This window comes from Nocardioides pini, assembly GCF_026712185.1.
Classification (GTDB): Bacteria; Actinomycetota; Actinomycetes; order Propionibacteriales; family Nocardioidaceae; genus Nocardioides; species Nocardioides pini.
In genome coordinates this window covers 1,063,705-1,089,009 of sequence record NZ_JAPPUX010000001.1, presented here as the reverse complement: position 1 = coordinate 1,089,009, position 25,305 = coordinate 1,063,705, and the positions used below count along the sequence as shown (strand labels likewise).

Sequence of the window (25,305 nt, the reverse complement as noted above, 5' to 3'; positions counted from 1 at the left end):
CGGGGCCGGGAGGCAGCGGGTGTACTTCACCGATCGCGGGATCGAGGAGCTCGAGCGGCGTCGGGGTGACGAGGAGGTCACCCTGGCGTGGCTCGCCGAGCAGCTGCAGGCCTTCGTCGACGCGCACCCGGACTTCGAGGTGCCGATCGAGCGGCTGGCCACCTGGCTCGCCCGCCTCGACGACCCGGAGGACTAGGCAGCCGCGACGCCCGGGCTGGCCTACGCTCGCGCCATGACCACCCGTGGGCTCGCCACCGACCTCGGCTACTCCCACGCCACCGGCAACCCGCTGCATCGTGCCGTGCGCTGGGGTGCGGGCACCCGCGCCGGCGGGTGGGTCTTCTCCCACGTCCTGCGCCACCTCGACGACGCCGTCGGCCGTCTCAGCCGGGGCCGGCACAGCGCGCCGGGGCTGCTCGCGGGCCTGGCGGTGCTCGCGGGCCTGGCGGTGCTCGACGTGACGACGACCGGTCGTCGGTCGGGCCGCCGCCGGACCAGCCACCTGATCGCGACGCCGTACGATGGCACGCTGGCGTTGCTCGGCACCAACTTCGGCCAGGCCCCGACACCGGCGTGGGCGCTCAACCTCGAGGCCGACCCGCGTGCCACCCTCACCTACCGCGGCACCTCCCGCGAGGTGGTCGCCCGCGCGGCGACGCCCGCCGAGGCGGAGGAGGTCTTCGCGCTGGCGGGGCGCTTCTACCCCGGCTACGCCCGCTACCGGGAGCGTGTCGGCGAGCGCCGGCGGATCCGGGTGTTCGTCCTCGAGCCGGTCTAGGTGCCCGGGCGCGGGACGGGACGGAGGGTCACGTCGGGGATGGTGGCACCGACGGGCAGGTCGACGACGTGGAGGATCGTGTCGACGACGGTCTCGGGGTCGATCCAGCGCGAGGCGTCGTAGGTCCGCCCCTCCTGCTCGTGCACCTTCTCCTGCATCGGGGTGGCGGTGCGGCTCGGGTAGACGGTGCTGACGCGCACCCCGTGGTCGACCTCCTCGGCCCGCAGGGCGTCGGCCAGGGCGCGCAGGCCCGACTTCGAGGCGGCGTACGCCGACCACCCGGCGTTGGCGACCAGGCCCGCGGACGAGTTGACGAACACGACCGTGCCGCGGGCCGCACGCACGTGCGGCAGCAGCTCACGGGTCAGGACCGCGGGCGCCGTGAGGTTGACCGCCAGCTGCTCCTCCCACTCGGCGAGCCGGAGCCGCTCCACCGGCGCCAGTTCGACGACGCCGGCGACGTGCACGACCGAGTCGACGGGTCCGTCGACCTGCCGGCCCAGGCCGTTGAGGGTGCCGGGGTCGGCGAGGTCAGCCACCAGGACCTGGGCGTCCGGGAAGGTCCGGGCGAGCTCCGCGGCGCGCGCGTCGCTGCGGGCGAGCAGGACGAGGCGGTCGCCCCGCTCCGCCAGACGACGGGCCAGCGCGAGCCCGATGCCGGAGCCGGCGCCGGTGACGACGTGGGTGCGGCTCACCGGGAGAAGACGATCTTGCCGAAGACGTCGCCCTCCGCCATCGCCGCGAAGCCGTCGCGGGCCTGCTCCATCGGGAGCACGCGGTCGACCAGCGGCCGGGCGCCGGTGGCGTCGAGGAACTTCACGAGCAGGTCGAGCTCCCCGCGGGTGCCCATCGTGGAGCCGATGATCGAGAGCTGCTTGAAGAACACGTGCGTGAGGCCGGCGTCGTCGACGTTCGGGCCCGAGGTGGTGCCGCTGATCACGATGCGGCCGCCCGGTCGCAGCGAGCGGATCGAGTGGGTCCAGGTCGCCCTGCCGACCGTCTCCATGACCGCGTCGACCTTCACGGGCAGGCGCTCGCCGGACTCGAAGACCTCGTGGGCGCCGAGCTCGCGAGCCCGCGTCCGCTTGGCCTCGTCGCGGCTGGTGGCGAGGATCGTCAGGCCGGCCGCCCGGCCCAGGGTGATCAGCGCGGTGGCGACGCCGCCGCCGGCGCCCTGGACGAGCACCGTCTCGCCCGGCACGCAGCCGCCCTGGGCGAAGAGCATCCGGTAGGCCGTCAGCCAGGCGGTGGGCAGGCAGGCCGCCTCCTCGAAGGAGAGCGAGGCCGGCTTGGGGACGAGGTTGCGTCGCGGGACGACGACCTGGTCGGCGAACGTGCCCTGGTGGCGCTCGGAGAGCAGCGACCGGCCCGGGTCGTCGGCCTCGTCACCCGTCCACCGCGGGTCGCCGATGACGCCGTGCACGACGACCTCGTTGCCGTCCTCGTCGACGCCCGCGGCGTCGCAGCCGAGGATCATCGGCAGCGACTCCTCGCGCAGGCCGACCCCGCGCAGCGACCACAGGTCGTGGTGGTTCAGGCTCGCGGCCTTCACCGTCACCGTCGCCCACCCGTCGGGGGCCTCGGGAGCCGGCCGCTCCCCCACCACCAGGCCGCTCAGCGGGTCGTCGGAGGAGAAGGACTCGGCGTAGACGGCGAACATGTCCCGACCCTAGCGAGTGGCCTTCCTTATCCGGTTGCGGGTCCTCGCGCCGCCCGGTTGGGTGGAGCCGGTGAGCATCGACGTACGTCCCTCGGAGGACCCCGCGAAGTACCTGGCCACCGACCAGCTGGTCTGGTTCGGTGAGGTCACCGACGCCGACGCGGACCACCTGCGGCTGGGGTTGCCGGCGGACCAGCGCTTCGTCGTCGACCTCCCCGACGGTCCCGACGACCTGCACAGCGGCATCTACGGCGTGCGCCCGATGGAGATGTCGCTGCCCGGCGGGGCCGTCGTCCCCATCGCCGGTCTCACCTGGGTCGGCGTCCACCCCGACGCCCGCCGCCGCGGCGTGCTGGCGGCGATGATGAGCGACCACCTCACCCGCGCCCGTGACGCCGGCACCGCCGTGTCCGCCCTGCACGCGAGCGAGGCCGCGATCTACGGGAGGTTCGGCTACGGCAGCGCCGTGCTGACCCACCAGGTCAGCCTCGGTCGCGGCACGACGTTCACCGCCCCGCACCTCGAGGACGAGGTCGCGTCCCTCACCACCCACCTCCTCGACATGGCCGCCCCGGGTGTGACGGAGCGGATGCGCGCCTGCCAGCTCGCTGCGGCTCCCGACTTCCCCGGCACGATCATCGGCCTGCCCGACTTCTTCACGCTGATGGCGCACGAGACGCCCGAGCAGCTGCGGGACAAGGAGCCCCGCCGCATCCTGTTCGCGCGCCGCGACGGCCAGGACGTGGGGTTCACGGGTCTGCGCCGCGAGCACAAGTGGGAGAGCGCCCGCCCGTCGGGCACCGTCGTGGTCGGCACCTTCTGCGGCGGCCCGGCCGCCCGGCTCGCCCTCGCCCGCCGCGTCGTCGACCTCGACCTGATGGGCACGACCAAGCTCGAGAACGTCGGCGTCGACGACCCGATCCTGGGCTGGGTCGGCGGGCCCCGCGGGGCCGGCGACCTGAAGACCTGGGACAGCACGTGGGTGCGCCTCGTCGACGTCGAGGCGGCCTGGCCGCTGCGCGCCTTCGAGTCCGACTGCGACGTGGTGGTCGAGGTCCAGGACCGCTACGCGCCCTGGAACGCCGGGCGCTGGCGCCTCACCGCCGCCTCCGGCACCGGCGCCGCCTCGCGCACCGACTCCCCCGCCGACGTCACCCTCGACGTGGCCGCGCTGGGTGCCGGCTACCTCGGCCACGGGATCGGTGGGCTGCTGCGCGCCGGGCTGGTGCAGGAGCACCGCCCCGGGGCGTACGCCGAGCTGGCGCGGGCCATGCGCACCACGGTCGCGCCGGAGCCGTCGATCGGGTTCTGACGTCGACCGTTGACGGCCCGTCCGCCGCTGGTCAGGCTGACCGGCATGACCTGGACCAACTGGGTGGGCAACCAGTCCTTCTCACCCGCGACGATCGCCACCCCGCGCGACGAGGACGAGGTCGCCGCGCTCGTGCGGCGGGCCGCGGAGCGCGGCCAGCACGTCCGCGTCGCGGGTGCCGGGCACTCCTTCACGCCCGTGGTCCGGACCGACGGCCTGCTGCTCGACCTCTCGGCGATGCGGGGCGTCGTCGGCACCGACGTCGCCGCCAGGCGCGCCACCGCCCTCCCCGGCACGTTGATCCGTGACTTCTACGCACCGCTGTGGGAGGTCGGCCTGGCGCTGCGCAACCAGGGCGACATCGACACCCAGCAGATCGCCGGCGCCGTGGCGACCGGGACGCACGGCTCCGGCACGCGCTACACCAGCCTCTCGGGCGTCGTGCGCGGCGCCCGGCTCGTGACGGCGACCGGTGACGTCCGCGAGGTCGACGAGACCGACCTCGACCTGCTGCACGCCGCCCAGGTCTCCGTCGGGATGCTCGGGGTCGTCACGCAGCTCGAGCTCGAGGTCACCGACGCCTACCGATTGCGCGAGCACGTCAGCCTCCGGTCCTGGGACGACGTGATGGAGCACTGGGACCAGCTGGTCGAGGAGCACCGTCACTTCGGGATGTTCTGGCTGCCGACCGAGGAGTCTGGCGCGCTCTACAACCTCGACGGGCACGGCGAGCGCCTGGCCGACCGCTGCTACGTCAAGGTCTACGACGAGGTCGGACCGGAGGTGCCGGACGACGACACCGTGGGCCGCCGCGTCGACCGGTGCTACCGGATCTTCCCGATGGTCTACGACCCCAACTTCCACGAGCTGGAGTACTTCGTCGCCCTCGACCGCGCGCCCGAGGCGCTCCACGCGATGCGAGAGCTGATGCAGCGCAGCCTCCCCGACTCCGTGTACCCGCTCGAGGTGCGCACGGTCGGGTCGGACGAGGCCTTCCTCTCCCCGCAGTTCCGGACGCCCACGGTGGTCATCTCCGTCTCCGGCACGCCCGGCACCGACTACTGGGGCTACCTCCGCTCGGTCGACGCGCTCCTCGCCGGCTTCGACGCCCGCGTCCACTGGGGCAAGCTGCACTTCATGACGCCCGAGCGCCTCCACGCGCTCTACCCGCGGGCCGACGACTTCATCGCCCTCCGCCGCGAGCTGGACCCGCGGGGCGTGTTCCTCAACGACCACCTGCGGCCGCTCTTCGCGTAGCGGACCGGCGCCCGCTCAGAGGCGTACGCGGAGGGTGGCCGCCCAGGACGCGGCGTCCGGGTCGTCGACGTCGGTGACGGCGTAGAGCGTCACCTCCCCGTCGGCCGCGCCGAGCAGCATCAGACCCTCGACCTTGAGCACGCGGCCGTCGTGGTCGGGCAGGGGCCCGACCTCGACCACCTCGTCACCGCGGATCCGCGCGAGCGCCGCCGCGGTCACCCTCCCGTCGTCACGCGGGTTGGGGCTGTCCTCGGCCGCCGCGCAGGCGAGCAGGTCGCCGTCCGGCAGCGCGACGACGTCCGTGATCGCCAGGCCGACGTCGTCGACGGAGCCGAGGTCGTAGGTCCTGGGAGCCTGCACCTGCAGCGTGCGCCGCTGTCCGGTGGCTGCGGCCAGGGCTGCGTCGAGGGCGAGGTCGACGCTCCCGCTGGGCAGGCCGGCCGAGGGCAGGCCGCGGTGGAACCACCGCAGGCTGCGGCCGACGATGCAGGCGCCCTCGAGGTTGAGGTCGTCGGCATCGACGCCGAGCGAGGCCGCGACGTCGGCGTACAGCTCGTCCATGTCTGCCGTGGCGACCTCCGGCACGCCGTCCCGCAGCCGGAGGAGGCACCACCGCATCCGCCTCGCCGACGAGCCGGACCCCATCAGGAGCACGGCCTCCTCGCCGTCGACCTCGACCCGGCAGGCCGTCTCGAGGTCGGGCTTGAGGTGCTTGGTGCCCGACTCCTCGGCGAACACCTCGTGCCCCTCGACGGGCGGGAGCAGGCGTACGCGGCTGGGCCCGGCATCCGGGCGGAACCACGCGGCGTGCGTCGCGTCGTCCGAGACGACGAGGCGGCCGTCGCCGAGCGCCACCACCGCCGACGCCGCCCGGACCGGGGCGCCGTCGTCGAAGCGGAGCAGCTCGGTCCCCGTCACCTCGACGTCCATGACCGCATGCTGCCAGACCTGCCGTTCGGCCGGCTCAGCGTCGGGCGACCCCGTCGCGCCGGGCGGCGTCGGCCACCGCCTCCCGCACGGCGCCGGGCACCCGCGGGTCGAACGGCGAGGGGATCACCAGGTCCTCGCGCAGGTCGTCGCCGACGAGCTCGGCGAGGGCGGTGGCGGCGGCCACCTTCATCCCCTCCGTGATGGCGGTGGCGTGCACGTCGAAGGCGCCGCGGAAGATGCCGGGGAACGCGAGGACGTTGTTGATCTGGTTCGGGAAGTCCGAGCGGCCGGTGGCGACGACGCGGGCGTAGCGGTGCGCCAGGTCGGGGTGCACCTCGGGCGTCGGGTTGGCCAGGCCGAAGATGATCGCGTCGTCGGCCATCGAGGCCACGATCTCCTCGGGCACCTGGCCCCCGGAGACGCCGATGTAGACGTCCGCGCCGGCCATCACGTCGGCCAGCGTGCCGCGGCGGTCGAAGTGGTCGGCCGTGTCGCGGGCCAGGGCAGCCTTGACCTCGGTGAGGTCGGACCGCGAGGAGTTGAGCACGCCCTGCCGGTCGAGGACCGCGATGTCCTTGATGCCGGCCTCGAGGAGGATCCGCGCGACGGCGACGCCGGCGGCACCCGCGCCCTGCACCACGACGCGGACGGTGGCGGCGTCACGACCGGTCAGGCGGAGCGCGTTGGTCAGCGCGGCGAGCGCGACGACGGCCGTGCCGTGCTGGTCGTCGTGGAAGACCGGGATGTCGAGGCGCTCCTTGAGCCGCGCCTCGATCTCGAAGCAGCGCGGGGCCGAGATGTCTTCGAGGTTGATGCCGCCGAAGCTCGGCGCGAGCCGGACGACGGTCTCGATGATCTCCTCGACGTCGGTGGTGTCGAGGCAGATCGGCACGGCGTCGACCCCGCCGAACTGCTTGAAAAGCACCGCCTTGCCCTCCATCACCGGCATCGCGGCGGCCGGGCCGATGTCACCGAGGCCGAGGACCGCGGTGCCGTCGGTCACGACGGCGACCGTGTTGGGCACCCACGTGTAGTGCTGGGTCATCGACGGGTCGGCGGCGATGGCCTCGCACACCCGCGCGACACCCGGGGTGTAGGCGAGGGACAGCTCGTCGGGGCCGGCCAGCGCGACCGTCGAGAGGATCTCCATCTTGCCGCCGACGTGCAGGTCGAACACCGGGTCGCCGGCGTGCGGGTGCGAAACCATGCCGGCGATACTCGCACAGCTCAGCGGCCCTGGAGCCGGCGTCCCACGCGTGGGGAAGGCCACACCCGCAGGCGTACGACGGCCAGCATGTCGGCCTCCGGGACGGGCCCGCGGTGGCGCGAGTCGACCCCCTCGTCGGGGTTGTCGCTCAGCAGCCACCAGCCGGCTGCGCCGGAGCGGGTACGACGCTCCTCGACCGCGCGCTTGACCGCCACCGTGTCGTCGGCGAAGCGGGCGACGACGAGGTCGCCCGGCCGGGGTGGGACGCCGTACCGGACGAGCAGCAGGTCGCCCTCGCGCAGCGTCGGGAGCATCGATCGACCCCGGACGACGGCCGTCCCGAACGGCGGTCCGGAGCGCCCACCCCGGGGGGCGGGACCCCGCTGCCGACGCCACTTCACGCGGAGTAGTGTCGCAGCAGACGCACATCTTCCCGATCGAGAGGAACCCGATGCTTCGCCACCTGCTCGCCCCCACCGTCGAGGTCTCCGCCCACTGCGACCTCCCCTGCGGCGTCTACGACCCCGCCCAGGCCCGCATCGAGGCCGAGTCGATCAAGGCGATCATCGCCAAGGTCGCCGACAACGACGACCCCGACTTCCGCACCCGCGCCATCCTGATCAAGGAGCAGCGCTCGGAGCTGGTCAAGCACCACCTGTGGGTGCTCTGGACCGACTACTTCAAGCCCCCGCACTTCGAGAAGTACCCCCAGCTGCACACGCTGGTCAACGAGGCCACCAAGCTGGCCGGCGCCTCCGGCACCAAGGGCGAGCTCGACGCCGGCAAGGCCGACGAGCTGCTCGCCAAGATCGACGAGATCGCCGAGATCTTCTGGGAGACGAAGAAGGCCTGAACGAAGTGAAGGCCTTCGAGTCATGAAGCGCGACCGAGCCTGCGAGGTCGCGACCGCGAAGAAGGCCTGAGCGAAGGCCTTCGAGTCCTGAAGCGCGACCGAGCCCCGCGAGGTCGCGACCGCGAAGAAGGCCTGACACACGCGAACGCCGCGCCGACCTCCGGGTCGGTGCGGCGTTCGTGTCTCGAACGCCGGCCGCGCTGGCTAGGCTCCGGCCAGCGGACGGGAGGGCCCGATGATCGAGCAAGTCGCGCTGCGAGACGGCACGGACGCCTTCGTCGTGCCGTTGCTGCGAACCGACCGGGCGGCGCTGGCGGCGGAGTACGAGACCCTCTCCCCCGAGTCCCGGCGGCGGCGGTTCCTCGCACCGGTCAGGCATCTCAGCGACGCGATGCTGGAGCACCTCGTCGACGACGTCGACGGCATCGACCACGTCGCCCTCGTGCTCTGCGCGGAGACGAGCCCGGGCGTCTACGACCCCATCGCCCTGGCGCGGATCGTGCGCTACGCCGACGTCCCCGACGCCGCCGACCTCGCCGTCACCGTCAAGGACGAGTGGCAGGGCCGCGGTGTGGCCACCGTGCTGCTCGAGGCGCTGATGCGCCAGCGGCCGGCGGGGGTGGACCGCATCGTCACCGAGGTGCTGCAGGACAACCCCGCGTCGCTCGAGATGCTCCGCCGCCTCGGTGCGGTGTCGCTCGAGGACGAGGGCAGCGGGGTCTACGGCGTCGTCGTCGAGCTCGAGCCGCTGGCCGCAGCGCGGACGCCGGTCGGCACCCCGGTCGGCACCCCGGTAGGCACCGCGGTCGGCACAACCGGCAGCCCACCGTCGCCACCCTCCGCCCGACCCGCCGAGGGGAGGCCCATCCCCCTCCTGCGCGACCCCCGGCACCGCCAGGAGCTGCGCACACGCGACCAGGTGTGTCCGTGGTTCACCTGATCGGGACGGCTAGTGTGTGCGGAGCATCAGCCTCGACGACGGGACATTGACGCAGATGGCAGACAACACGGGGGCATCTCGCGCCGACGTCGAGCTCCGGCTCCCTGCCGAGGGGGCCTACGCCACGATCGTCCGCACCACGGCTGCCGGGCTCGCCGCCCGGCTGGACTTCACGATCGACGACATCGAGGACCTCCGCATCGCCATCGGGGAGGCGAGCGCGCTCGTGATCCCCGAGGCCGACCCGGGCGCCGACCTCGTGGCGAGCTTCTGGATCGGCCGGGGCTCGATGACCGTCGAGCTGCAGGCTGACGCGATCGACGACCCCCCGCTCGACACCGAGAGCTTTGCCTGGCAGGTGCTCGACACGATGGCGCAGGATGCGTCGGCAGGATCCGAGGGTGGACGGTTCCGCGTCCGCTTCACGGTGACGTCGACGGTCGCTGCGGGAATGACAGGTGCCGAGCTCTGACATGAGCACAGCCACGGGGGACACGGGGGACGACACGGCAGCCGAGGCTGCCCTGGACCGGGACGGCGACGCCGACGGCGTACCCACCGGTCTCGACCACGTACGCGCGCGCAGCGCCCAGCTGTTCGACGTGCTGCGCGACGACGGGGCGAGCAGCGCCGTGCGGGCGGTCGCGCGCGACGACCTCGTGCACCTCCACCTGTCGCTGGTGGAGCACTGCGCCCGCCGCTTCCGCAACCGCGGCGAGCCGTTCGAGGACCTGGTGCAGGTCGGCACGATCGGGCTGATCAAGGCGGTCGACCGGTTCGAGACCGACCGCGGGGTGGAGTTCTCGACCTACGCGACGCCGACGGTGATCGGCGAGATCAAGCGTCACTTCCGCGACAAGGGCTGGGCGATCCGGGTGCCGCGGCGCCTGCAGGAGCTGCGGATGCAGATCGGGAGCGCCACCGGCGAGCTCACCCAGAAGCTCGGCCGCTCCCCCACGCCGCGCGAGCTGGCGGAGGTCATCGGCTGCACGGTCGAGGAGATCATGGAGGGCATCGAGTCCTCGCACGCCTACGCCACGCTGTCGCTCGACGCCTCCGACGACGACGACGAGGGGCCCCCGGCCATGCTCGCGACGCTCGGCGTCGAGGACGCCAACATCGAGCACGTCGAGGTCCGCGAGTCCATCAAGCCGCTGCTCGAGGGGCTCGGCGAGCGCGAGAAGCGGATCCTGCTGCTGCGCTTCTTCAAGAACATGACCCAGTCGCAGATCGCCGAGGAGATCGGCGTCTCGCAGATGCACGTCTCGCGCCTGCTGACGCGCACGCTCGCCCAGCTCCGTACGTCGCTCGAGGCCGACTAGCCTCCCGGACGGGCGTCGCCCTCCAGCACCTGCGTGGTCGCCGGGTGGAGGAGCCCCGCGATGACCACGACGCCCGCGACGGCGAGGCCGATCGCCAGCAGCGTGGTCGGGGCGTCGCGGAAGTTCCACGCCAGGCCGAGCTGGATCAGCTGGGCCATCACCACCGGCCCGCGCGCCCAGCGACGCGCCCGCCACAGCGACCAGGCGCACCACGCCAGCCCGGCCGCGGCGGCGACGAAGAACATCGTGGTCGTGACGCCCATCGTGAGCCGGGTCGATCGGAGGTTGGCCAGCTCGAGCACGGCGAGCACGAGGAGGACGAACGCCTCGATCGCCACGAGAGCGGCAGCCACCTGCAACGGGGGCGGGACGGTAGGGTCGGGGCCGGGGGCATCAGCCTGTGGCGTAACGGGCACCGCACAACAGTAGTTGTGACGGACACGACCAGCGTTGGGGGTTGTGTGAACGTTCAAAGATTGCAAGTCTGGTCGCTGCGCTTTCCGGCGCCCGGGCCAGCTGAACGTCCGCAAACAGCAACCCGACGTGATGTGAAAGAGGGATTCCCCCACCCATGGATTGGCGTAGCCGCTCTGCATGCCTCGACGAGGACCCTGAGCTGTTCTTCCCCATCGGCAACACCGGTCCCGCGATCCTCCAGATCGAGGAGGCCAAGCAGGTCTGCCGTCGTTGCGAGGTGCGAGAGCAGTGCCTGGCCTGGGCCCTCGAGGCCGGCCAGGACCACGGGGTGTGGGGTGGCCTCAGCGAGGACGAGCGCCGCGCGCTGAAGCGCCGCAACGCCCGCGCCCGCATCCGCACGGCCTGAGGCCTCACTCCACCGGCAGGTCCGCCTGCACCCGCGTGCCCCGGCTCCCGGGGCCGATCTCCAGCACGCCGCCGAGCTCCGACTCCACCAGGGTGCGCACGATCGACAGGCCCAGCTGGGTCGAGGAGTCGATGTCGAAGTCGTCGGGCAGGCCACGCCCGTCGTCCTCCACGACGACGTGCAGGCGGCCCACGATGCGGCGCGCGGTGACCACCACGCGGCCCGAGTGCCCCGCCGTCGGCACCTCCTGGCCGGCGTAGCCGTGCTCGACGGCGTTCTGCAACAGCTCGGTCAGCACCATGGCGAGCGGGGTCGCGGCCTCCGACGGCAGCTTGCCGAAGGATCCCTCGCGGACGACCCGGACCCGCACGCCGACACCGCTGACGTCGACGACCATCGAGCCGAGCCGGTCGGCGATCTCGTCGAAGTCGACGGTCTCCTCGACCGCGTGGCTGAGCGTCTCGTGCACGATGGCGATCGAGCCCACCCGGCGCACGGCCTCCTCCAGCGCCGCCTTGGCGTCCTCGGCCCCCGTACGACGCGCCTGCAGGCGCAGCAGCGCTGCGACGGTCTGCAGGTTGTTCTTCACCCGGTGGTGGATCTCGCGGATGGTGACGTCCTTGGTCACCAGCTCGCGGTCGCGGCTGCGCAGCTCGGTGACGTCGCGCACGAGCAGGAGCGCCCCGTTGCGCTCCCCCTGCGGACGCAGCGGGATGCTGCGCACGATCAGGGTGACCTCGTCGGTGCCGACCTCGGTCGCGCGTCCGTCCCGACCGCCGAGCACCGCGCTGAGGGTCTCCTCGTCCGGGCGCCTGCGGGCCGGCACCAGCTCGCGGGTCAGGTCGGTGAGCACCAGGCCGGCGAGGTCACCCTGCAGCCCGAGCCGGCGGTAGGCCGACAACCCGTTGGGGCTGGCGTACACCACCCGCCCGGCCGGGTCGAGCCGCACGAAGCCGTCGCCCACCCGCGGTGAGTCGGCGTGGTCGCCGCGCTGCTCGCTGAGCGGGAAGTAGCCGGCGGCGATCATCTGGGTCAGGTCGGCGGCGGTCTGGAGGTAGCTGAGCTCGAGGCGGCTGGGGGTGCGCACGCCCAGCAGGTTGGTGTTGCGCGCGATCGTCGCGATCACCCGGCCGGCCCGGCGCACGGGGATCACCTCCACCCGCACCGGCACGTCGTCGCGCCACTCCGGGTCCCCCTCGCGCACGAGGCGGCCGGTCGTGAAGGCCTCGTCGAGCATGCGGCGGCGTCCGGCCGGGATGAAGGTCCCGAGGACGTCGTCCACCAGCGCCGTGGGGCCGGTCGTGGGACGCATCTGGCCGCCCGCCCAGTAGCCCTTGCCCTCCCGGTCCGGCAGCCACAGCACCAGGTCGGCGAAGGACAGGTCGGCGAGGATCTGCCAGTCCGCCATCAGCAGCTGGAGCCAGGCGACGTCGTCCTCCACGAGGTCGGTGTGGGCTCGCACGAGCTCGTGGAGGGAGGGCACCCGGCCAGCCTAGGGCCACGTGCATGGGCCGGTGTGCGGCCGGACTAGGGTCCCGTCCGCGGTGGCTGGCAGGATGGGGCGCATGTCGATCGGCTACTGGGAGCAGGTGCAGAGGGCCGGGTTCGAGGTCCCCTCGGATCGCCCTCTCGACGAGCTGACGGCCGAGCTCACCGCCATGCTCGGCTCCACCCGCCCCGAGGTGCGCGACGGCACCGCGTTCCCGGCCCTCGCCACCTGGATCGACAACGGCGTCTACGACGACCTGCTCGCCGGTCTCGGTGACGGCATGGTCGCCGGGCTCTCGGTCGGGCTGGGCGAGGACGGGACCGACACGGTCTTCCGACGCAGCTTCAGCGCGTTGATCCTGGGCGCGTGCATCGAGCGCGACAACGCGCGCCACCTGCTGCCGGGGGCGAAGATCCTGGAGTGGGGCGACCGGGCCGCGACCTGGTTCCTCACCGAGCGCGACACCCGCGGCTACGTCACCGACAAGGGCTGGGCGCACGCCATCGCCCACGGCGCGGACACCCTCGGCGCCCTCGGGGAGTCGCCCCACCTCGCCGGGCCGGAGCACGCGGTGCTCCTCGACATCATCGCCGAGCGCCTGCTCGAGCAGCCGTCCGACGCCCCGCTCGCCGCGGGCGAGCCCGACCGCATCGCCGCCGCGGTGATGCAGGTCCTGCGCCGCAACACGCTCGGCGTCGACGCCCTCGAGCCGTGGGTGCACCGGATCGGTGCCGCGGCCAACCCCTACGGGGGCACCGTCGACCACGACCCCTACGCCGTCACCGCGGCGCCGCAGGCGTTCCTCCGCGCCCTCTTCCTGCACCTCTCGCTGGGCCACGACCAGCCGGCCGTGCGGCCCGACCTGCTCCTCGTGGTCATCGACGCACTGCGGTTGACCAACGCTCCCTACCTGCGAGTAGACACCCGCTAACCTGCGGGACATGAGCAGCAGCAGCGAGATCACCGGCCACAGCGGCGAGCTGGCCGTGCACGTCGCCCGCGCCCACGGGGTGGAGACGATGTTCACCCTCTCCGGCGCGCACGTCTTCCCGATGTACGACGGCGCCGTGCGCATCAACCAGGATGCCCAGGACCCGCAGATGCGGCTGCTCGACGTGCGCCACGAGCAGACCGCCGCCTTCGCGGCGGAGGCGACCGGCAAGCTCACCCGGGTCCCCGGCCTGGCCGTGCTGACCGCCGGTCCGGGCGTCACCAACGGCATCAGCGCGATCGCCCAGGCCCAGTTCGCCGGCTCGCCGATGGTCGTCGTCGGCGGACGCGCCCCGCAGAACCGCTGGGGCACGGGCTCCCTGCAGGAGCTCGACCAGCCGCCGATCATCGCGCCCGTCGCGAAGGCCGCGAAGACCCTGATGACCGCGGGCGACGTCGCGGCCGGGATCGACGAGGCCTTCACGCTGGCCCGCTCGAGCCACCGTGGCCCGGTGTTCGTCGACGTGCCCATGGACGAGTTCTTCAACTCGGCGTCGGGCACCGTCGGCCCGGGCGAGGGCATCCGCGTCGAGCCGGACGACGACGACATCGCCAGGGTCGCCGGCCTGCTCGCCCGCGCGCAGCGTCCCGTCCTCATCCTCGGCACCGACGTGTGGGCCGACCACGCCGAGGAGGCCGCCCTGCGGTTCGTGGAGGACCTCGGCATCCCGACCCTCACCAACGGCATGGGTCGCGGCGTCATCCCCGGCGGGCACCGCTCGCTGGTCACCAAGGCGCGTGGTGCGGCGCTGTCCGGCGCCGACCTGGTCGTCGTCGTGGGCACCCCGCTCGACTTCCGCCTCGGCTACGGCGCGTTCGGCGGCCCGGACAAGAACCCGACGGGCGAGTTCGCCCGGGTCGTCCACATCGCCGACTCCCCCGGCCAGGTCTCCGGCCACGCCGAGCTCGCCGCGTCCGTCGCGGGCGACCTCACCACGGTCCTCGACGGCCTGCAGAAGGCCGTCGAGGCCGGCCCCAGGCCCGACTGGCGCACGTGGGCCGACCAGCTGCGCGACCAGGTGCGGGCCGCGGCCGAGAGGGACGCCCAGCTCCTCACCGCCGAGGCCGACCCCATCCACCCCGCCCGGATCTACGGCGAGCTGGTCCCCCGTCTGGAGGACGACTCGGTCGTGATCGGCGACGGCGGCGACTTCGTCTCCTTCGCCGGCAAGTACGTCGAGCCGAAGCGCCCCGGCGGCTGGCTCGACCCGGGGCCCTACGGCTGCCTCGGCGCCGGCCTCGGCGCGGCGATCGCGGCACGCATCGCGCGGCCGAGCGCGCAGGTCACCCTCCTCCTCGGCGACGGCGCGGCGGGCTTCTCGCTGATGGACGTCGACACGCTCGTGCGCCACGACCTGCCGGTCGTCATGGTCATGGGCAACAACTCCGCCTGGGGCCTGGAGAAGGGCCCGATGCAGATGCTCTACGGCTACGACGTCGTCGCCGACCTCGCCCAGCGCACGCCGTACGACGACGTGGTCAAGGCGCTCGGCGGCGCGGGCGAGACGGTGAGCGACCCCCAGGAGATCGGGCCGGCCCTCGACCGGGCCTACGCGTCCGGCGTGCCCTACCTCGTCAACGTGATCACCGACGTCGAGGCGGCCTACCCGCGCAACACCTTCGGCATCTGAGGGCCCGGTCGTGGAGGTGCGCCGGATCCGGCCCGACGAGCACGCCGCCGCCGGCGCCGTGTGCGTGGCGGCGTACGACCCGCTGCTCACCGGTGCCGAGGACGACTACCGCGACCGGTTGCGCGACGTGGCCACGCGTGCCGCCCAGGCCGAGGTGTGGGTGGCGGTGCTCGAGGAGACGGTCGTCGGGGTCGTGACCTACTGCCCACCCGGCTCGCCGTGGCGCGAGATCGGGCGCGACGACGAGGGCGAGTTCCGGATGCTCGCCGTCGACCCGGCGGCGCAGGGCGCGGGCGCCGGCACCGCGCTCGCCCGGCTGTGCGAGCAGCGGGCGCGTGAGCACGGCGCGAGGGGCATGGCGCTGTCGTCGCTGGCGACGATGGCGGCCGCCCACCAGGTCTACGGACGGCTGGGCTACGCACGCGACCCCGAGCGCGACTGGTCACCGGTGCCTGGTGTCGACCTGCTCGCCTTCAGCAAGACCTTCTGAGGCCTCAGCAGCGACGGATCGTCGACGGGTCGGCCGGGTCGTCGAAGCAGACCGTGCCGGTCGGCACGCCGGTCATGCGACCACCTCGGAGCAGCAGCCAGCCCCAGGTCCGCCACGTCCCGTCGTCCTGCGCAACGGCCGTCACCAGGCCGCCACTGCTCGTCAGCCACGTGCGCGTCGACCCGTCGTTCGTGAGCTCGACCTCACCCACCGGCTCGAGGGACCGGAGGCGGTCGCCGTCCTGCGCGAGCACCCGGACGTAGGACGGGTCCGACGCCGAGGTCACCAGGAACGACGCGCCGTCGGACATGACCGAGACCGGCTGCACCGTGGAGACCCGCGGGTCGTCGACGTCCAGGTCGTGCCTGATCGTGCGTCCGTCGTCGCCCTCGACCACCAGGACGGGCGGAGCGCCGTCCTCGACCCGTGCGCCGTAGCGGTAGCCCTGCTCGAACCGCGCACCCTCGCCCGGCCCGATCGTCGTCCGGGCGACGTCCCCGTCCGTCGGCAGGTCGTCGGTCGCACCCTCCTCGCACGGCGTCCGCCCCTGCTCGGCGCTGTCGCGCAGGCAACCCTCCTCGACCGCCTCGAGCAGGCCGGCGTCGGTGAGCCGCCAGCTCCAGGTGTCGAGGACGATCGACCGCGGGCGGGCGATGGTCATGTTGCCGGTCGCATAGCTGTTGACCGACCTGCTCGACCAGAGCCTGCCGCCCTCGATCCAGTAGTCGTGCAGGCGGACCATCTCGTAGTACGGGGTCCGCCCGCCCGGCACCGGCACCTCGCCCCGCAGCAGCAGCCCGGGGTCCTCCGCGACCGCCTGCACGAGGAGGCCGTCGCGCAGGTCGAAGACGAGCGGGTGGCCGCCGTCGGCGACGTCGTCGACGTAGAGCACCAGCTCCTCGTCACCGTCTCCGTCGGCGTCGATCGGGTCGAGGACGTTGGTGGCGATCGTGGTGCCGAGCTCGGCGATGCCGTAGGCCTCCTCGCCCGTGCTGCTCAGTGTCGTCTCCAGCCGGTAGCGGCCGTCGTGCTCGGGGCTCGGCTCGCCACGGAACACCACCTTCTCGTCGCGCCCGTCGCCGTCGAGGTCCAGCCGCGGCTGTCGGTCGGAGTCGTTGCGCGCCCAGTCGCGACCGACGTCGGACGGCAGCTCGAGCTCCACCCGCTCGTCCGGACGCGGTGCGACGTCGTCCGAGCGCGGGCCGCGGCCGACCCCCTGGAGCACGACGCCGAGCACCAGCAGGACCACGGCCGCGGTCGCCAGCAGCACCCACGGCGACTGCCACCGGGGACGCAGGTCGACGACAGGGGCGAGCGGGGCGAGGTGCTCGGGCTGCACCTGCTCGGCCCGGGCGGCCAGGGCGGATCGCAGCCGCTCCTCCATCTCCGACATCGTGTCCGGCGCGCTCATCGCTCCTCCTTCCCCGAGCTCGCGGTGGTCTTCATGGCCTTCTCGAGCGCGACGAGCGCGCGGCTCGCCGTCGACTTCACGGTCCCCTGGCTGATCGCGAGGGTCTGCGCGATCTCGGCCTCGGACAGGTTCGACCAGTAGCGCAGCACCAGCACCTCCCGCTGCCGGGGGGCGAGCTGCTGCAACGCCTCGATGACCTCCCGGTGCTCCTCCGCCAGCACCGCGCTGTCCTCGGGCGAGGGTGGTGAGAGGTCGTGCGGTGGTGAGTACGCCCGCGCCGTACGACGCCTCCGCAGCGCGGAGCGGGCCGTGTTGACGACCGAGACACGCAGGTACGCCAGCGCCTTGGACGGGTCCCTGACCGCGTCCGGGCGACGGGCGAGCGCGGCGAACGCGTCCTGCACGACGTCCTCGGCCGAGGCGAAGTCGTCGACGAGCAGCACCGCCAGCCTCACCAGCGAGAGCCGGTGGGCAGCGTAGAGCTCGGTGATGTCCACAGAAGGCTCCACCCCGATGCCCAACCCTGCAGCCCTCGCGCTCATGTCTGGTAGACGTGTGTTAGGGGCTCAGGTTGCCCCACCGAGCCCCGATTTCCCGGAAGGCCTGCCCATGCCGCAGCTCGAACCCGCCACGATGACGTACGTCGTCGCCGACGACGACACCGCCGCGGCCCTCGGCAGCGGGTCGCTGCCGGTGCTCGGCACGCCGCGGTTGCTCGCGTGGCTGGAGGCCGCCACCTGCGCATGCGTCGAGCCGGTCCTGACGGAGGGGTCGACGAGCGTCGGCACACGGGTGCAGGTCGAGCACCTCGCCGCGAGCCCGGTCGGCGCCGAGGTCGAGGTGACCGCGTCGAGCGCCTACGAGGACGCCCGCCTGCACCGCTTCACCGTCAGCGCGCGCGACACCGCCAGCGGCAAGGTGCTGGCGGCCGGGGAGATCACGCGCGTGGTGGTCGACGCGGAGCGGTTCCTGTCCCGCCTCTGACGGTCAGAGCTCGCGGACCACGCGGGCCGGGGAGCCGACGGCCACCACCCCGGCCGGCAGGTCGCGGGTCACCACCGACCCCGCGCCGACCACGGTGTCCGCGCCGATGGTGACGCCGGGGCAGACGATCACGCCGCCGCCCAGCCAGACGTTGTCGCCGATCGTGATGGGCTGGGCGGCCTCCCACTTGTCGCGCCTCGGCTGCGGCTCGAGCGGGTGGGTGGCCGTCAGCAGCTGCACGTGGGGGCCGATCTGGACGTCGTCGCCGATCGTGATCGCGGCTACGTCGAGCAGCGTCACCCCCCAGTTGACGAAGGTCCGGGCGCCGATCGTCGTCTGGTAGCCGTAGTCGCAGTGGAGCGGGGGACGGAGCTCGCTGTGCTCCCCGAAGCCGCCCAGCAGCTCCTCGAGCAGCTCGCGCCGCCCGCGGGCGTCGTTCGGGTCCATCGTGTTGATCCGGTGCGCCAGGTCCTGCGCCCGCTGCGACTCCTCGGCCAGCACCGGGTCGTCGGCGATGTACGGCTCCCCCGCCAGCATCCGCTCACGCATGCTCTTCTCGCCGGTCTCCTGGCTCATGGGGCCAACGTACAAGGGCGGGTCGGTCAGGCCCACGGGTCGGTGATCGGCCGCAGCAACCGCATCGTCTCCTCCAGCGCGCGCATCCGCGCCGCGCCGAGGTGCTGCTCCCACTCGCGCAGCGACTCGGCGACCACGGCGTCGGCGGCGTCCCCCACGGCGCGGCCGCGCCGCGTCAGCCGGACGAGCTTCGCCCGCCCGTCGGCGGGGTCGGGCACGCGCTCGACGTAGCCCGCGCGCTCGAGCTGGTCCACGAGGAACCCCGCCGACTGCTTGGTGATCCGCGCCCGGGCCGCCAGGGTCACGGTCCGCGTGCCGTCCGGGTCGACCTGCGCCATCAGGCGGGCCTGGGTGGGTGTCACGTCCACCGCGCCGGCGGCGACCACGGCGTCGTACGCGCGCGCCTCCAGCGAGCGGGCAGCGACATACATCAGCACCCCGACGTTGGGCTGGTCCTCCGTTGACGAGTCGTCCGGCACAGGTCGATGATAGTCAGATCCTCTGACCACATGGACGACGTCATGGACAGCGACACGATCTGGACCCACATCGACACGCAGCGCAGCGCCCTCGCCGACATCCTCGACGGGCTGCCCGCCGACGCGTGGGAGGCCCGGTCGCTGTGCGCCTCGTGGACGGTCCGCGACGTCGGCGCACACCTGGCCCTCTCCCACGCCGGGATGCGCGAGCTCCTCGGCGCAGCCGTCCGGTCCGGGTTCCGCTACAACGCGATGGTCCGCGACGCCGCGATCCGCAGCCCGCTGGGCCACGCGGAGATCGTCCAGCGGCTGCGGGGCTTCGTCGGCTCGAGGCGGACGGTTCCCCTGGTGTCCGAGCGGGAGCCGCTGCTCGACGTGCTGGTGCACACGCAGGACATCTGCGTCCCGCTGGGCCTCGACCACCCGATGCCGGCGGACGCCGCGGTCGTCGCCCTGGAGCGCGTGCTGTGGTGGTCACGACGCATGCCGATCGGGCCACGTCTGCGCGACGTGCACCTCGTGGCCACCGACGTGGCCTGGCAGGCCGGCTCGGGGCGGCGGGTGGAGGGACCGGTGCAGTGGCTGCTGCTCGCTGCGGCCGGACGCGCCGAGGCCCGTCAGCACCTCCACGGCGCGGTGGCCGCCCTCGCATGAGAGGGCCGCCGGGTGGGCCGGACATGCAAAAGTCCCCGCCGTGGCGGGGACTTCTACGAGATGACGGCGCGGGTGCGCGTCAGGCGTTGGGGCGCTTGCCGTGGTTCGCGCCCTTCTTCTTGCGAGCGCGGCGCTTGCGTCCGGTCTTGCCCATGGTGGTCCTCCTGGAATCGGTGCTCGGAGCAGTGTCTCAAATCCGCCCGGAGGCGGCGAATCGGGTCGGCCCGGAGGCTCAGGCGTTGCCCTCGGTGATCTGGACCGTCACCTCGCGCAGCTGCAGGCGAACGCGGTCGCGCAGGGACTCCGGCGCGTGCTCGGAGCAGGAGCGCGCGACGAGCTGCTTGACCGCGCGCTGCAGGTCGTAGCGCTCGAGGCACGGACCGCACTCGCGCAGGTGCATCTCGACGACGGCGCAGTCGGCCTGGTCGAGCTCGTTGTCGATCAGGTAGACGATGCGCTCGATGTAGTCGACGCAGTCCTCCTTCTCGCTCCCCATGCCGTGCTCGTGGCTGCTCACGACTCGCTCCCCTCTCCCGGTCCGGGCACGGTCGACGCCGGCAGCAGGTCGTTGGCCCGCACGTAGTCGGCGAGCATGTCGCGCAGCTGGCGCCGCCCACGGTGCAGGCGGGACATCACGGTGCCGATCGGGGTGTCCATGATCTCGGCGATCTCCTTGTAGGGGAACCCCTCGACGTCGGCGAGGTAGACCGCGAGCCGGAACTCCTCGGGCAGGCGCTGCAGGGCGTCCTTGACCTCGGAGTCGGGCAGGTGCTCGAGCGCCTCCATCTCCGCGGACCGGAGGCCGGTCGAGGAGTGCGACTCCGCGCGGGCGAGCTGCCAGTCCTCCACGTCCTCCGACATCGACTGCTGCGGCTGGCGCTGCTTCTTGCGGTAGGAGTTGATGTAGGTGTTCGTGAGGATCCGGTAGAGCCAGGCCTTGAGGTTGGTGCCGGGCTTGAACTGGTGGAAGGCGCTGTAGGCCTTGGCGAAGGTCTCCTGCACGAGGTCCTCGGCGTCGGCGGGGTTGCGGGTCATCCGCATCGCCGCGCCGTAGAGCTGGTCGAGGTAGGGCAGGGCGTCACGCTCGAAGCGCACGGAGCGCTGGTCGGGGGTCTCGTCCTCGACGGCGACCTCTGCAGGTGGGGACATCTCGTCCCTGAGCGATTCAGTCATCGCCTCCCACAGTACCGCCGTGGGTCGATCGAGGGTCAGTGCAGTCACGCTGACCAGAACACCTCACCCCCGCCGGGGATTCCCGACGACGTCGCGCACCAGCCACTCGAGCGTCGACTCGACGACGATGCCCATCGCCTCGTCCTGGTCCACCTCGCCCCGCGCCGGGACCTTGAGGGCGTGGTCAGCCCCCGGGACGACGACCAGGTCGACGCCCTCGAGGTCGCCCGGGAACTCCTCGGGCCGGCCCATCGGGTCGCGCTCCCCCTGGACCACGAGCGTGGGCAGGCCGACGGCCTGCAGCTCCGGCAACCGGGTGGGCTCGGTCCTCCCCGGCGCGTGGAGGGGGAAGGACAGCGCCAGGCAACCGGTCGCGCCCAGCGAGCGCGCCGTACGGGCCGCGGAGCGGGCTCCCGCCGACCGGCCGCCCACGACCAGGGGCGTACGCACGCGCATCACGTCGGCGGCGCAGCGCAGCGCCGCGTCGAGGGTCGGCGGCGCGGTGGCGATCTTGCGGCCCGCGACCCGCCACGGCTGCTCGAACAGGACCACCGAGACGCCCTGGGCGGGGAGGGCGTCGGCGAGCGCCCAGAGGTCACGGGCGTCCACCCCGCCCCCGGCGCCGTGGCTCAGCAGCAGCGTCGCGATCGGGCTCGTGGCGCGTCGGGTGTGCAGCCTGCCCTCACCGTGGGGGGTCTCGACCGACCGGATAGAGGCCTTCTTCACTCGACCTCCTCGAGGGGCAGGGGCTCGACGAGCTCGGGACCGTTGTTGCGCACGTTGCTCACCAGCGTCGGCACGGGGTAGGCCTCGAGGCGGCCGGGGGCCGCGGGCACGAGGAGCGAGGTGTCACCGGGCGTGGTCGGGTCGAGCCAGTCGTGCCAGCGCTCGCGCTCGACCATCAGCGGCATCCGGTCGTGGATGTGGCCGAGCGAGTCCTCGGCCTCGGTGGTCAGCACCGTGCACGTCCAGCGGAACCGGGTCGGGTCGTCCTCCCCCTTGGTGGGGTCGCGCCAGATCTCGTAGAGCCCCGCCATCGCGAGCACCCCACCGTCCTTGGGCCGGATGAAGAAGGGCTGCTTGACCGGCTTGCCCCGGGCGTCGGTGCGCGACGTCGGGTACCACTCGAAGTAGCCGTCGGCCGGCAGCAGCGCCCGCCGGGTGGCGAAGGCCTTGCGGTAGGCAGGCTTCTCCGCGACGGTCTCCATCCGGGCGTTGATCATCCGGTTGCCGATCGAGGGGTCCTTGGCCCACGACGGGACGAGGCCCCACGTCAGCACGCGCAGCTGCCGCTGCGGCTCGGACCTGTCCTGCCCGGACTCCCGCGACGGCGGCCGCTCGACCACCGCGTAGACCTCCTTGGTCGGCGCGACGTTGTAGTCGGCCGCCAGCGGCGCGGCGATGCGCGTCTCGACGACCTCGAACTCCTCGACGAGGTCGTCCGGGCTCCGGGACGAGGCGTAGCGACCGCACACGGGACACACCCTAGGGGAGCCTCCGGCGCCGCGGTCGGCTCAGCCGCGGGCCAGCTCGTCGAGCAGCATCCCCGCCACCGCGTCGGTGGACGGGAGGCCCTCGATCCACACCCGCACCGGGGTGTGCGGCTCGGCCCCGTCGAGGAGGGTGCGCAGCACCCGGACCCGCCGGCCGAGGTGGTCGTCGCGCCGGGTCAGGATCCCCACCCGGTGCAGGCCGAGGCGGGCGACGGTCTCGTCGCGGGCGAACGCCGTACGCGCGAGCTCGCCGGAGCGCGCCAGGCGCATGGCACGGGTGAAGTGGTCGCCGGGCTCGTCGGACGGGTCGTCGCCCGACGGCATCTCGAACACGACGACGGCGTAGCCGCCGATGCCGGTGTCCGTCCCGCCTCCTCCGAGGCGGTAGAGCTCCGAGAGCCGGCTGCGCAGGTGGGCCTGGCTGGACAGCCCGGTCAGGGGGTCCTCGCAGGAGAGCTGGTTGAGGTAGCCCAGGGTGGTCTCGCTCCACGCCGTGAGCAGCGCCGTGACGACGTCGTACGACGGATCGCAGCCGGCCACCCCCTGCCACGTGGCACGCAGCCCGGCGAGCGTCTCCTCGACGGACGCCCCGTCGCGGGCCAGCTCCTGGCCCGCGACGGCGCAGACGCCGATGACGTCCGATCCTGAGGTGAGCGCCTCTCCGACAGCCTCGAACCGGTGCGGCAACCCCGACCGCTCGACGGTGGGCTCCGGCTCGCTCACCCCAGGATCGGCAGCCGCGAGTCGACGCCCCCGTGTGGCGAAGATCTTCACGGCATACCCCCTCCGGGTCCCCCAGCAATGCGTTGTCCTGCTCTACCTGTTACACGGGTGTGACGGGGCTCATGACCCCCCATGACGCGGACCGGACCAGAAATCCTGTTTCTTCACTTTCCGGGGTCGACGGCACCCCGGCGGAGATACAGTCGGAGAGCCCGGTGACCGCCGGGTGAGGTTCCCGGAAGCGTCCAACCATGAGCGTCGAACCATGAGCGTGGCCACCAGCGTCGAGGCGCCGAGCGACGCCGAGCTGATCTCGGCCGTCCGCGGCGGGGACATCGACGCCTACGGCACGCTGTTCGAGCGCCACGTCGACGCGGCTCGTCGGCTCGCGCGCCAGCTCGTCCCCGCGGGAGACGCCGAGGACCTCGTGTCCGAGGCGTTCGTCAAGGTCCTCGGCGTCCTGCAGCGCGGGGGTGGCCCCGACCTCGCCTTCCGCGCCTACCTGCTGACGTCCGTGCGCCGGCTCCAGGTCGACCGTTTCCGCGCCGGGGCCCGGCTGCACACGACCGACGACATGGAGGCCTTCGACCCGGGCGTGCCGTTCCGCGACACGGCGGTCGAGGGCTTCGAGAGCGCCGCCGCCGCCCGGGCCTTCGCCAGCCTCCCCGAGCGCTGGCAGCTCGTGCTGTGGCACACCGAGGTCGAGGGCGACAAGCCCGCCGACATCGCACCGATGCTCGGGATGAGCGCCAACTCGGTCTCCGCGCTCGCCTACCGCGCCCGCGAGGGGCTCCGCCAGGCCTTCCTGACCCAGCACGCCGCCGAGCTCGACGAGGACACCTGCCGCTGGACCCACGGCCAGCTCGGCGCCTACGTCCGCGGCGCCTCGTCGCGTCGCGACGCCACCAAGGTGGAGCACCACCTCGACGAGTGCCGCTCGTGCATGGCGATCTACCTCGAGCTGACCGAGGTCAACTCCAACCTCGGCGCGCTCCTCGCCCCGCTGCTCCTCGGGGGTGCCGCGGCCGCCTACCTCGGCTCCACCGCCGTGACCGCTGCCGCGCCCGTCGGCATCGGGATGGTGGTCGGCCGGGTCCGGGACCTGCTGACCGGCAACGCCGGCACCGCCGCGGTCGCCGGTGTGGCGGTGAGCACCGTGGTCGTCGCGGGCGGGGTCGCCCTCGGCCTGCGCGGCACCGACGCACCCCCTGCCGCCTCGACGCGCGCGGCGACGTCCGAGAGCTCGCTGGCGACGAGCCCCGACGACGCCTCCTCCGCGACCACGGGCGACCGGTCGCCGAGGAGCCTCCGACTCCGCTCCGGCCCACCTGCGCGCGTCCTCCCTCCGGGTGACGTCGACGTCACCCCGGGATCCGTCCCCGCGACCGACACGGCGCCGCCTGGCTCGGACCCGACGCAGGGCACCGACCCCACGCAGGACGGCGACGCCGCCCCGGACACCACGCCGGGCCAGACGCCGGGATCCGACCCGACCTCCGACCCGACCAACGGCCCGACGTCGAACCCCACGAACGGCCCGACCAACAACCCCACGAACAACCCGACCTCGAACCCCACGAGCACCCCGACCTCGAACCCGACCTCGAACCCGACGTCCAACCCCACCTCCAACCCGACGTCCAACCCGACGTCCAACCCGACCTCGAACCCCACCTCGAACCCGACCTCGAACCCGACGTCCAACCCGACCTCGAACCCCACCTCCAACCCCACGCCGAACCCGACGCCGAACCCCTCCCCCACGCAGGACCCGACGTCCGAGCCTCCGGCCGCCGACGCCTCGGTGTCCGGCAGCGTCGGCGGGGCACGGCCGACGTACACCGTCGTGGTGCGGGTGGCCGGGCTCGGCGGGGCGAGCGCCCAGCTGCGGATCGAGGGCGTCGACGCCCAGGTCGTCCGCACCACCGACGGCCGGTGCACCGCGGTCAGGACGGTCGCCACGTGCCAGGTCTCCGGCGACACGTCCGTCGCGGTCGAGGTGGTCGTGCCGCAGGGCGGCTCGGTGGTGGCGACGCTGACCCCGCCGGGGAGCGACTCCGACGCGGGCAACAACACCTGGCGCGCGCCCCTCGGCTGAGCGCGGGTCGCCGCTGCACCGGGCCCGGACCA

Annotated in this window: 32 protein-coding genes; 15 read left to right on the top strand and 17 right to left on the bottom strand. The window is 73.1% G+C overall.

Annotation, left to right across the window (positions count from 1 at the left end; translation table 11 throughout):
* Positions 1–19 precede the first annotated feature (19 nt).
* Both NYO98_RS05340 and NYO98_RS05335 read left to right on the top strand, forming a co-directional pair.
* On the top strand, positions 20–196 hold the full coding sequence (locus NYO98_RS05340) for a DUF6104 family protein (protein ID WP_168218509.1): 177 nt from the start codon (positions 20–22) through the stop codon (positions 194–196).
* Positions 197–232: 36 nt separating this feature from the next.
* Complete coding sequence (locus NYO98_RS05335) at positions 233–778, top strand: nitroreductase family deazaflavin-dependent oxidoreductase (RefSeq protein WP_268110484.1); 546 nt, start codon at positions 233–235, stop codon at positions 776–778.
* Here the strand turns inward: NYO98_RS05335 and NYO98_RS05330 are convergent.
* Entirely contained in the window at positions 775–1,473 is a 699-nt protein-coding gene (locus tag NYO98_RS05330) for an SDR family oxidoreductase (protein ID WP_268110483.1), read from the bottom strand. The two genes, NYO98_RS05335 and NYO98_RS05330, sit on opposite strands and share 4 nt — an antisense overlap.
* Complete coding sequence (locus tag NYO98_RS05325; RefSeq protein ID WP_268110482.1) at positions 1,470–2,438, bottom strand: zinc-binding dehydrogenase; 969 nt, start codon at positions 2,436–2,438, stop codon at positions 1,470–1,472. The genes NYO98_RS05330 and NYO98_RS05325 overlap by 4 nt, the downstream gene beginning before the upstream one ends.
* A 70-nt stretch (positions 2,439–2,508) precedes the next feature.
* On the opposite strand from NYO98_RS05325, the gene NYO98_RS05320 reads away from it, so the two are divergent.
* Positions 2,509–3,750 (top strand): GNAT family N-acetyltransferase, encoded by a 1,242-nt coding sequence (locus NYO98_RS05320; protein ID WP_268110481.1) that lies wholly within the window; start codon positions 2,509–2,511, stop codon positions 3,748–3,750.
* 45 nt (positions 3,751–3,795) lie between these two features.
* Entirely contained in the window at positions 3,796–5,007 is a 1,212-nt protein-coding gene (locus NYO98_RS05315; RefSeq protein WP_268110480.1) for a D-arabinono-1,4-lactone oxidase, read from the top strand.
* 15 nt (positions 5,008–5,022) lie between these two features.
* On the opposite strand, the gene NYO98_RS05310 is transcribed toward NYO98_RS05315, so the two are convergent.
* The 3 genes from NYO98_RS05310 to NYO98_RS05300 are packed head-to-tail and all read right to left on the bottom strand — an operon-like array spanning position 5,023 to position 7,545.
* Entirely contained in the window at positions 5,023–5,937 is a 915-nt protein-coding gene (locus tag NYO98_RS05310; protein ID WP_268110479.1) for a DUF6910 family protein, read from the bottom strand.
* Positions 5,938–5,971: 34 nt separating this feature from the next.
* Positions 5,972–7,144: an NAD(P)-dependent malic enzyme gene (locus NYO98_RS05305; RefSeq protein ID WP_268110478.1), complete on the bottom strand. Its 1,173-nt coding sequence runs from the start codon at positions 7,142–7,144 to the stop codon at positions 5,972–5,974.
* 20 nt (positions 7,145–7,164) lie between these two features.
* Positions 7,165–7,545: a S24/S26 family peptidase gene (locus NYO98_RS05300; RefSeq protein ID WP_268110477.1), complete on the bottom strand. Its 381-nt coding sequence runs from the start codon at positions 7,543–7,545 to the stop codon at positions 7,165–7,167.
* A 50-nt stretch (positions 7,546–7,595) separates the two neighbouring features.
* Between NYO98_RS05300 and sodN the strand changes: the two genes are divergently transcribed.
* The 4 genes from sodN to NYO98_RS05280 all read left to right on the top strand — a co-directional run bounded on the left by sodN (position 7,596) and on the right by NYO98_RS05280 (position 10,259).
* Positions 7,596–7,997 carry a superoxide dismutase, Ni gene (gene sodN / locus NYO98_RS05295; protein ID WP_179620218.1) on the top strand — a complete coding sequence of 134 codons (402 nt, stop codon included), beginning with the start codon at positions 7,596–7,598 and terminating at the stop codon, positions 7,995–7,997.
* 235 nt (positions 7,998–8,232) lie between these two features.
* Positions 8,233–8,937: a GNAT family N-acetyltransferase gene (locus NYO98_RS05290; protein WP_268110476.1), complete on the top strand. Its 705-nt coding sequence runs from the start codon at positions 8,233–8,235 to the stop codon at positions 8,935–8,937.
* Positions 8,938–8,992: 55 nt separating this feature from the next.
* On the top strand, positions 8,993–9,409 hold the full coding sequence (locus NYO98_RS05285) for an ATP-binding protein (protein WP_268110475.1): 417 nt from the start codon (positions 8,993–8,995) through the stop codon (positions 9,407–9,409).
* A gap of 1 nt (position 9,410) precedes the next feature.
* Positions 9,411–10,259, top strand: coding sequence for an RNA polymerase sigma factor SigF (locus tag NYO98_RS05280; protein ID WP_268110474.1), 849 nt, complete (start codon positions 9,411–9,413; stop codon positions 10,257–10,259).
* On the opposite strand, the gene NYO98_RS05275 is transcribed toward NYO98_RS05280, so the two are convergent.
* Entirely contained in the window at positions 10,256–10,612 is a 357-nt protein-coding gene (locus NYO98_RS05275; RefSeq protein ID WP_268110473.1) for a hypothetical protein, read from the bottom strand. The genes NYO98_RS05280 and NYO98_RS05275 overlap by 4 nt on opposite strands.
* Positions 10,613–10,830: 218 nt before the next feature.
* Between NYO98_RS05275 and NYO98_RS05270 the strand changes: the two genes are divergently transcribed.
* A complete protein-coding gene (locus NYO98_RS05270; RefSeq protein ID WP_056601527.1) occupies positions 10,831–11,082 on the top strand; it encodes a WhiB family transcriptional regulator in 252 nt (83 codons plus the stop codon).
* 4 nt (positions 11,083–11,086) lie between these two features.
* On the opposite strand, the gene NYO98_RS05265 is transcribed toward NYO98_RS05270, so the two are convergent.
* Positions 11,087–12,565 (bottom strand): sensor histidine kinase, encoded by a 1,479-nt coding sequence (locus NYO98_RS05265; protein WP_268110472.1) that lies wholly within the window; start codon positions 12,563–12,565, stop codon positions 11,087–11,089.
* Between the two features lie 82 nt (positions 12,566–12,647).
* On the opposite strand from NYO98_RS05265, the gene NYO98_RS05260 reads away from it, so the two are divergent.
* Genes NYO98_RS05260 through NYO98_RS05250 form a run of 3 tightly spaced genes read left to right on the top strand, consistent with a single transcriptional unit; the run spans position 12,648 to position 15,682 of the window.
* Positions 12,648–13,502, top strand: coding sequence for a DUF2785 domain-containing protein (locus NYO98_RS05260; protein ID WP_268110471.1), 855 nt, complete (start codon positions 12,648–12,650; stop codon positions 13,500–13,502).
* A 10-nt stretch (positions 13,503–13,512) separates the two neighbouring features.
* Positions 13,513–15,192, top strand: a complete 1,680-nt coding sequence (locus NYO98_RS05255) for an acetolactate synthase (RefSeq protein WP_268110470.1) — start codon at positions 13,513–13,515, stop codon at positions 15,190–15,192.
* A gap of 10 nt (positions 15,193–15,202) precedes the next feature.
* Entirely contained in the window at positions 15,203–15,682 is a 480-nt protein-coding gene (locus NYO98_RS05250; RefSeq protein WP_268110469.1) for a GNAT family N-acetyltransferase, read from the top strand.
* A 4-nt stretch (positions 15,683–15,686) separates the two neighbouring features.
* Here the strand turns inward: NYO98_RS05250 and NYO98_RS05245 are convergent, their stop codons facing one another.
* Positions 15,687–17,093 carry an NACHT domain-containing protein gene (locus NYO98_RS05245; RefSeq protein WP_268110468.1) on the bottom strand — a complete coding sequence of 469 codons (1,407 nt, stop codon included), beginning with the start codon at positions 17,091–17,093 and terminating at the stop codon, positions 15,687–15,689.
* Positions 17,090–17,590 (bottom strand): SigE family RNA polymerase sigma factor, encoded by a 501-nt coding sequence (locus NYO98_RS05240; protein WP_268110467.1) that lies wholly within the window; start codon positions 17,588–17,590, stop codon positions 17,090–17,092. Before NYO98_RS05240 ends, NYO98_RS05245 begins: the two co-directional genes overlap by 4 nt.
* A gap of 112 nt (positions 17,591–17,702) precedes the next feature.
* On the opposite strand from NYO98_RS05240, the gene NYO98_RS05235 reads away from it, so the two are divergent.
* The gene (locus NYO98_RS05235) at positions 17,703–18,077 is read left to right on the top strand and encodes a thioesterase family protein (RefSeq protein WP_268110466.1); all 375 of its coding nucleotides are present in this window, start codon (positions 17,703–17,705) and stop codon (positions 18,075–18,077) included.
* A 3-nt stretch (positions 18,078–18,080) separates the two neighbouring features.
* On the opposite strand, the gene NYO98_RS05230 is transcribed toward NYO98_RS05235, so the two are convergent.
* Both NYO98_RS05230 and NYO98_RS05225 read right to left on the bottom strand, forming a co-directional pair.
* Positions 18,081–18,653 (bottom strand): sugar O-acetyltransferase, encoded by a 573-nt coding sequence (locus tag NYO98_RS05230; RefSeq protein WP_268110465.1) that lies wholly within the window; start codon positions 18,651–18,653, stop codon positions 18,081–18,083.
* 26 nt (positions 18,654–18,679) lie between these two features.
* Positions 18,680–19,132, bottom strand: coding sequence for a MarR family winged helix-turn-helix transcriptional regulator (locus NYO98_RS05225; protein ID WP_268110464.1), 453 nt, complete (start codon positions 19,130–19,132; stop codon positions 18,680–18,682).
* A 30-nt stretch (positions 19,133–19,162) separates the two neighbouring features.
* Here NYO98_RS05225 and NYO98_RS05220 point away from each other — a divergent pair, with 30 nt between their 5' ends.
* Positions 19,163–19,786, top strand: coding sequence for a maleylpyruvate isomerase family mycothiol-dependent enzyme (locus NYO98_RS05220; RefSeq protein ID WP_268110463.1), 624 nt, complete (start codon positions 19,163–19,165; stop codon positions 19,784–19,786).
* Between the two features lie 79 nt (positions 19,787–19,865).
* Here the strand turns inward: NYO98_RS05220 and NYO98_RS21890 are convergent, their stop codons facing one another.
* The 6 genes from NYO98_RS21890 to NYO98_RS05195 all read right to left on the bottom strand — a co-directional run bounded on the left by NYO98_RS21890 (position 19,866) and on the right by NYO98_RS05195 (position 23,175).
* Positions 19,866–19,940: a 50S ribosomal protein bL37 gene (locus NYO98_RS21890; RefSeq protein WP_369759046.1), complete on the bottom strand. Its 75-nt coding sequence runs from the start codon at positions 19,938–19,940 to the stop codon at positions 19,866–19,868.
* Between the two features lie 78 nt (positions 19,941–20,018).
* Positions 20,019–20,303: a mycothiol system anti-sigma-R factor gene (rsrA, locus tag NYO98_RS05215; protein WP_268110462.1), complete on the bottom strand. Its 285-nt coding sequence runs from the start codon at positions 20,301–20,303 to the stop codon at positions 20,019–20,021.
* Positions 20,300–20,959 carry a sigma-70 family RNA polymerase sigma factor gene (locus tag NYO98_RS05210; RefSeq protein ID WP_326494416.1) on the bottom strand — a complete coding sequence of 220 codons (660 nt, stop codon included), beginning with the start codon at positions 20,957–20,959 and terminating at the stop codon, positions 20,300–20,302. The genes rsrA and NYO98_RS05210 overlap by 4 nt, the downstream gene beginning before the upstream one ends.
* A 63-nt stretch (positions 20,960–21,022) precedes the next feature.
* Positions 21,023–21,685 (bottom strand): alpha/beta hydrolase family protein, encoded by a 663-nt coding sequence (locus NYO98_RS05205; protein ID WP_268110461.1) that lies wholly within the window; start codon positions 21,683–21,685, stop codon positions 21,023–21,025.
* On the bottom strand, positions 21,682–22,434 hold the full coding sequence (locus NYO98_RS05200; RefSeq protein WP_268110460.1) for an SOS response-associated peptidase: 753 nt from the start codon (positions 22,432–22,434) through the stop codon (positions 21,682–21,684). Before NYO98_RS05200 ends, NYO98_RS05205 begins: the two co-directional genes overlap by 4 nt.
* Positions 22,435–22,473: 39 nt before the next feature.
* Positions 22,474–23,175: a hypothetical protein gene (locus NYO98_RS05195; protein WP_268110459.1), complete on the bottom strand. Its 702-nt coding sequence runs from the start codon at positions 23,173–23,175 to the stop codon at positions 22,474–22,476.
* Positions 23,176–23,440: 265 nt separating this feature from the next.
* On the opposite strand from NYO98_RS05195, the gene NYO98_RS05190 reads away from it, so the two are divergent.
* A complete protein-coding gene (locus tag NYO98_RS05190) occupies positions 23,441–25,273 on the top strand; it encodes a sigma-70 family RNA polymerase sigma factor (protein WP_268110458.1) in 1,833 nt (610 codons plus the stop codon).
* The last annotated feature ends 32 nt before the right edge of the window (positions 25,274–25,305 follow it).

Excerpts from the sequence above, each read along its gene's own strand:
- NYO98_RS05335 (WP_268110484.1), top strand. The coding sequence starts at position 233 with ATGACCACCCGTGGGCTCGCCACCGACCTCGGCTACTCCCACGCCACC.
- NYO98_RS05325 (WP_268110482.1), bottom strand. The coding sequence starts at position 2,438 with ATGTTCGCCGTCTACGCCGAGTCCTTCTCCTCCGACGACCCGCTGAGC.
- NYO98_RS05315 (WP_268110480.1), top strand. The coding sequence starts at position 3,796 with ATGACCTGGACCAACTGGGTGGGCAACCAGTCCTTCTCACCCGCGACG.
- NYO98_RS05310 (WP_268110479.1), bottom strand. The coding sequence starts at position 5,937 with ATGGACGTCGAGGTGACGGGGACCGAGCTGCTCCGCTTCGACGACGGC.
- NYO98_RS05305 (WP_268110478.1), bottom strand. The coding sequence starts at position 7,144 with ATGGTTTCGCACCCGCACGCCGGCGACCCGGTGTTCGACCTGCACGTC.
- sodN (WP_179620218.1), top strand. The coding sequence starts at position 7,596 with ATGCTTCGCCACCTGCTCGCCCCCACCGTCGAGGTCTCCGCCCACTGC.
- NYO98_RS05290 (WP_268110476.1), top strand. The coding sequence starts at position 8,233 with ATGATCGAGCAAGTCGCGCTGCGAGACGGCACGGACGCCTTCGTCGTG.
- NYO98_RS05285 (WP_268110475.1), top strand. The coding sequence starts at position 8,993 with ATGGCAGACAACACGGGGGCATCTCGCGCCGACGTCGAGCTCCGGCTC.
- NYO98_RS05280 (WP_268110474.1), top strand. The coding sequence starts at position 9,411 with ATGAGCACAGCCACGGGGGACACGGGGGACGACACGGCAGCCGAGGCT.
- NYO98_RS05270 (WP_056601527.1), top strand. The coding sequence starts at position 10,831 with ATGGATTGGCGTAGCCGCTCTGCATGCCTCGACGAGGACCCTGAGCTG.
- NYO98_RS05260 (WP_268110471.1), top strand. The coding sequence starts at position 12,648 with ATGTCGATCGGCTACTGGGAGCAGGTGCAGAGGGCCGGGTTCGAGGTC.
- NYO98_RS05255 (WP_268110470.1), top strand. The coding sequence starts at position 13,513 with ATGAGCAGCAGCAGCGAGATCACCGGCCACAGCGGCGAGCTGGCCGTG.
- NYO98_RS05245 (WP_268110468.1), bottom strand. The coding sequence starts at position 17,093 with ATGAGCGCGCCGGACACGATGTCGGAGATGGAGGAGCGGCTGCGATCC.
- NYO98_RS05235 (WP_268110466.1), top strand. The coding sequence starts at position 17,703 with ATGCCGCAGCTCGAACCCGCCACGATGACGTACGTCGTCGCCGACGAC.
- NYO98_RS05230 (WP_268110465.1), bottom strand. The coding sequence starts at position 18,653 with ATGAGCCAGGAGACCGGCGAGAAGAGCATGCGTGAGCGGATGCTGGCG.
- NYO98_RS05220 (WP_268110463.1), top strand. The coding sequence starts at position 19,163 with ATGGACGACGTCATGGACAGCGACACGATCTGGACCCACATCGACACG.
- NYO98_RS05210 (WP_326494416.1), bottom strand. The coding sequence starts at position 20,959 with ATGACTGAATCGCTCAGGGACGAGATGTCCCCACCTGCAGAGGTCGCC.
- NYO98_RS05190 (WP_268110458.1), top strand. The coding sequence starts at position 23,441 with ATGAGCGTGGCCACCAGCGTCGAGGCGCCGAGCGACGCCGAGCTGATC.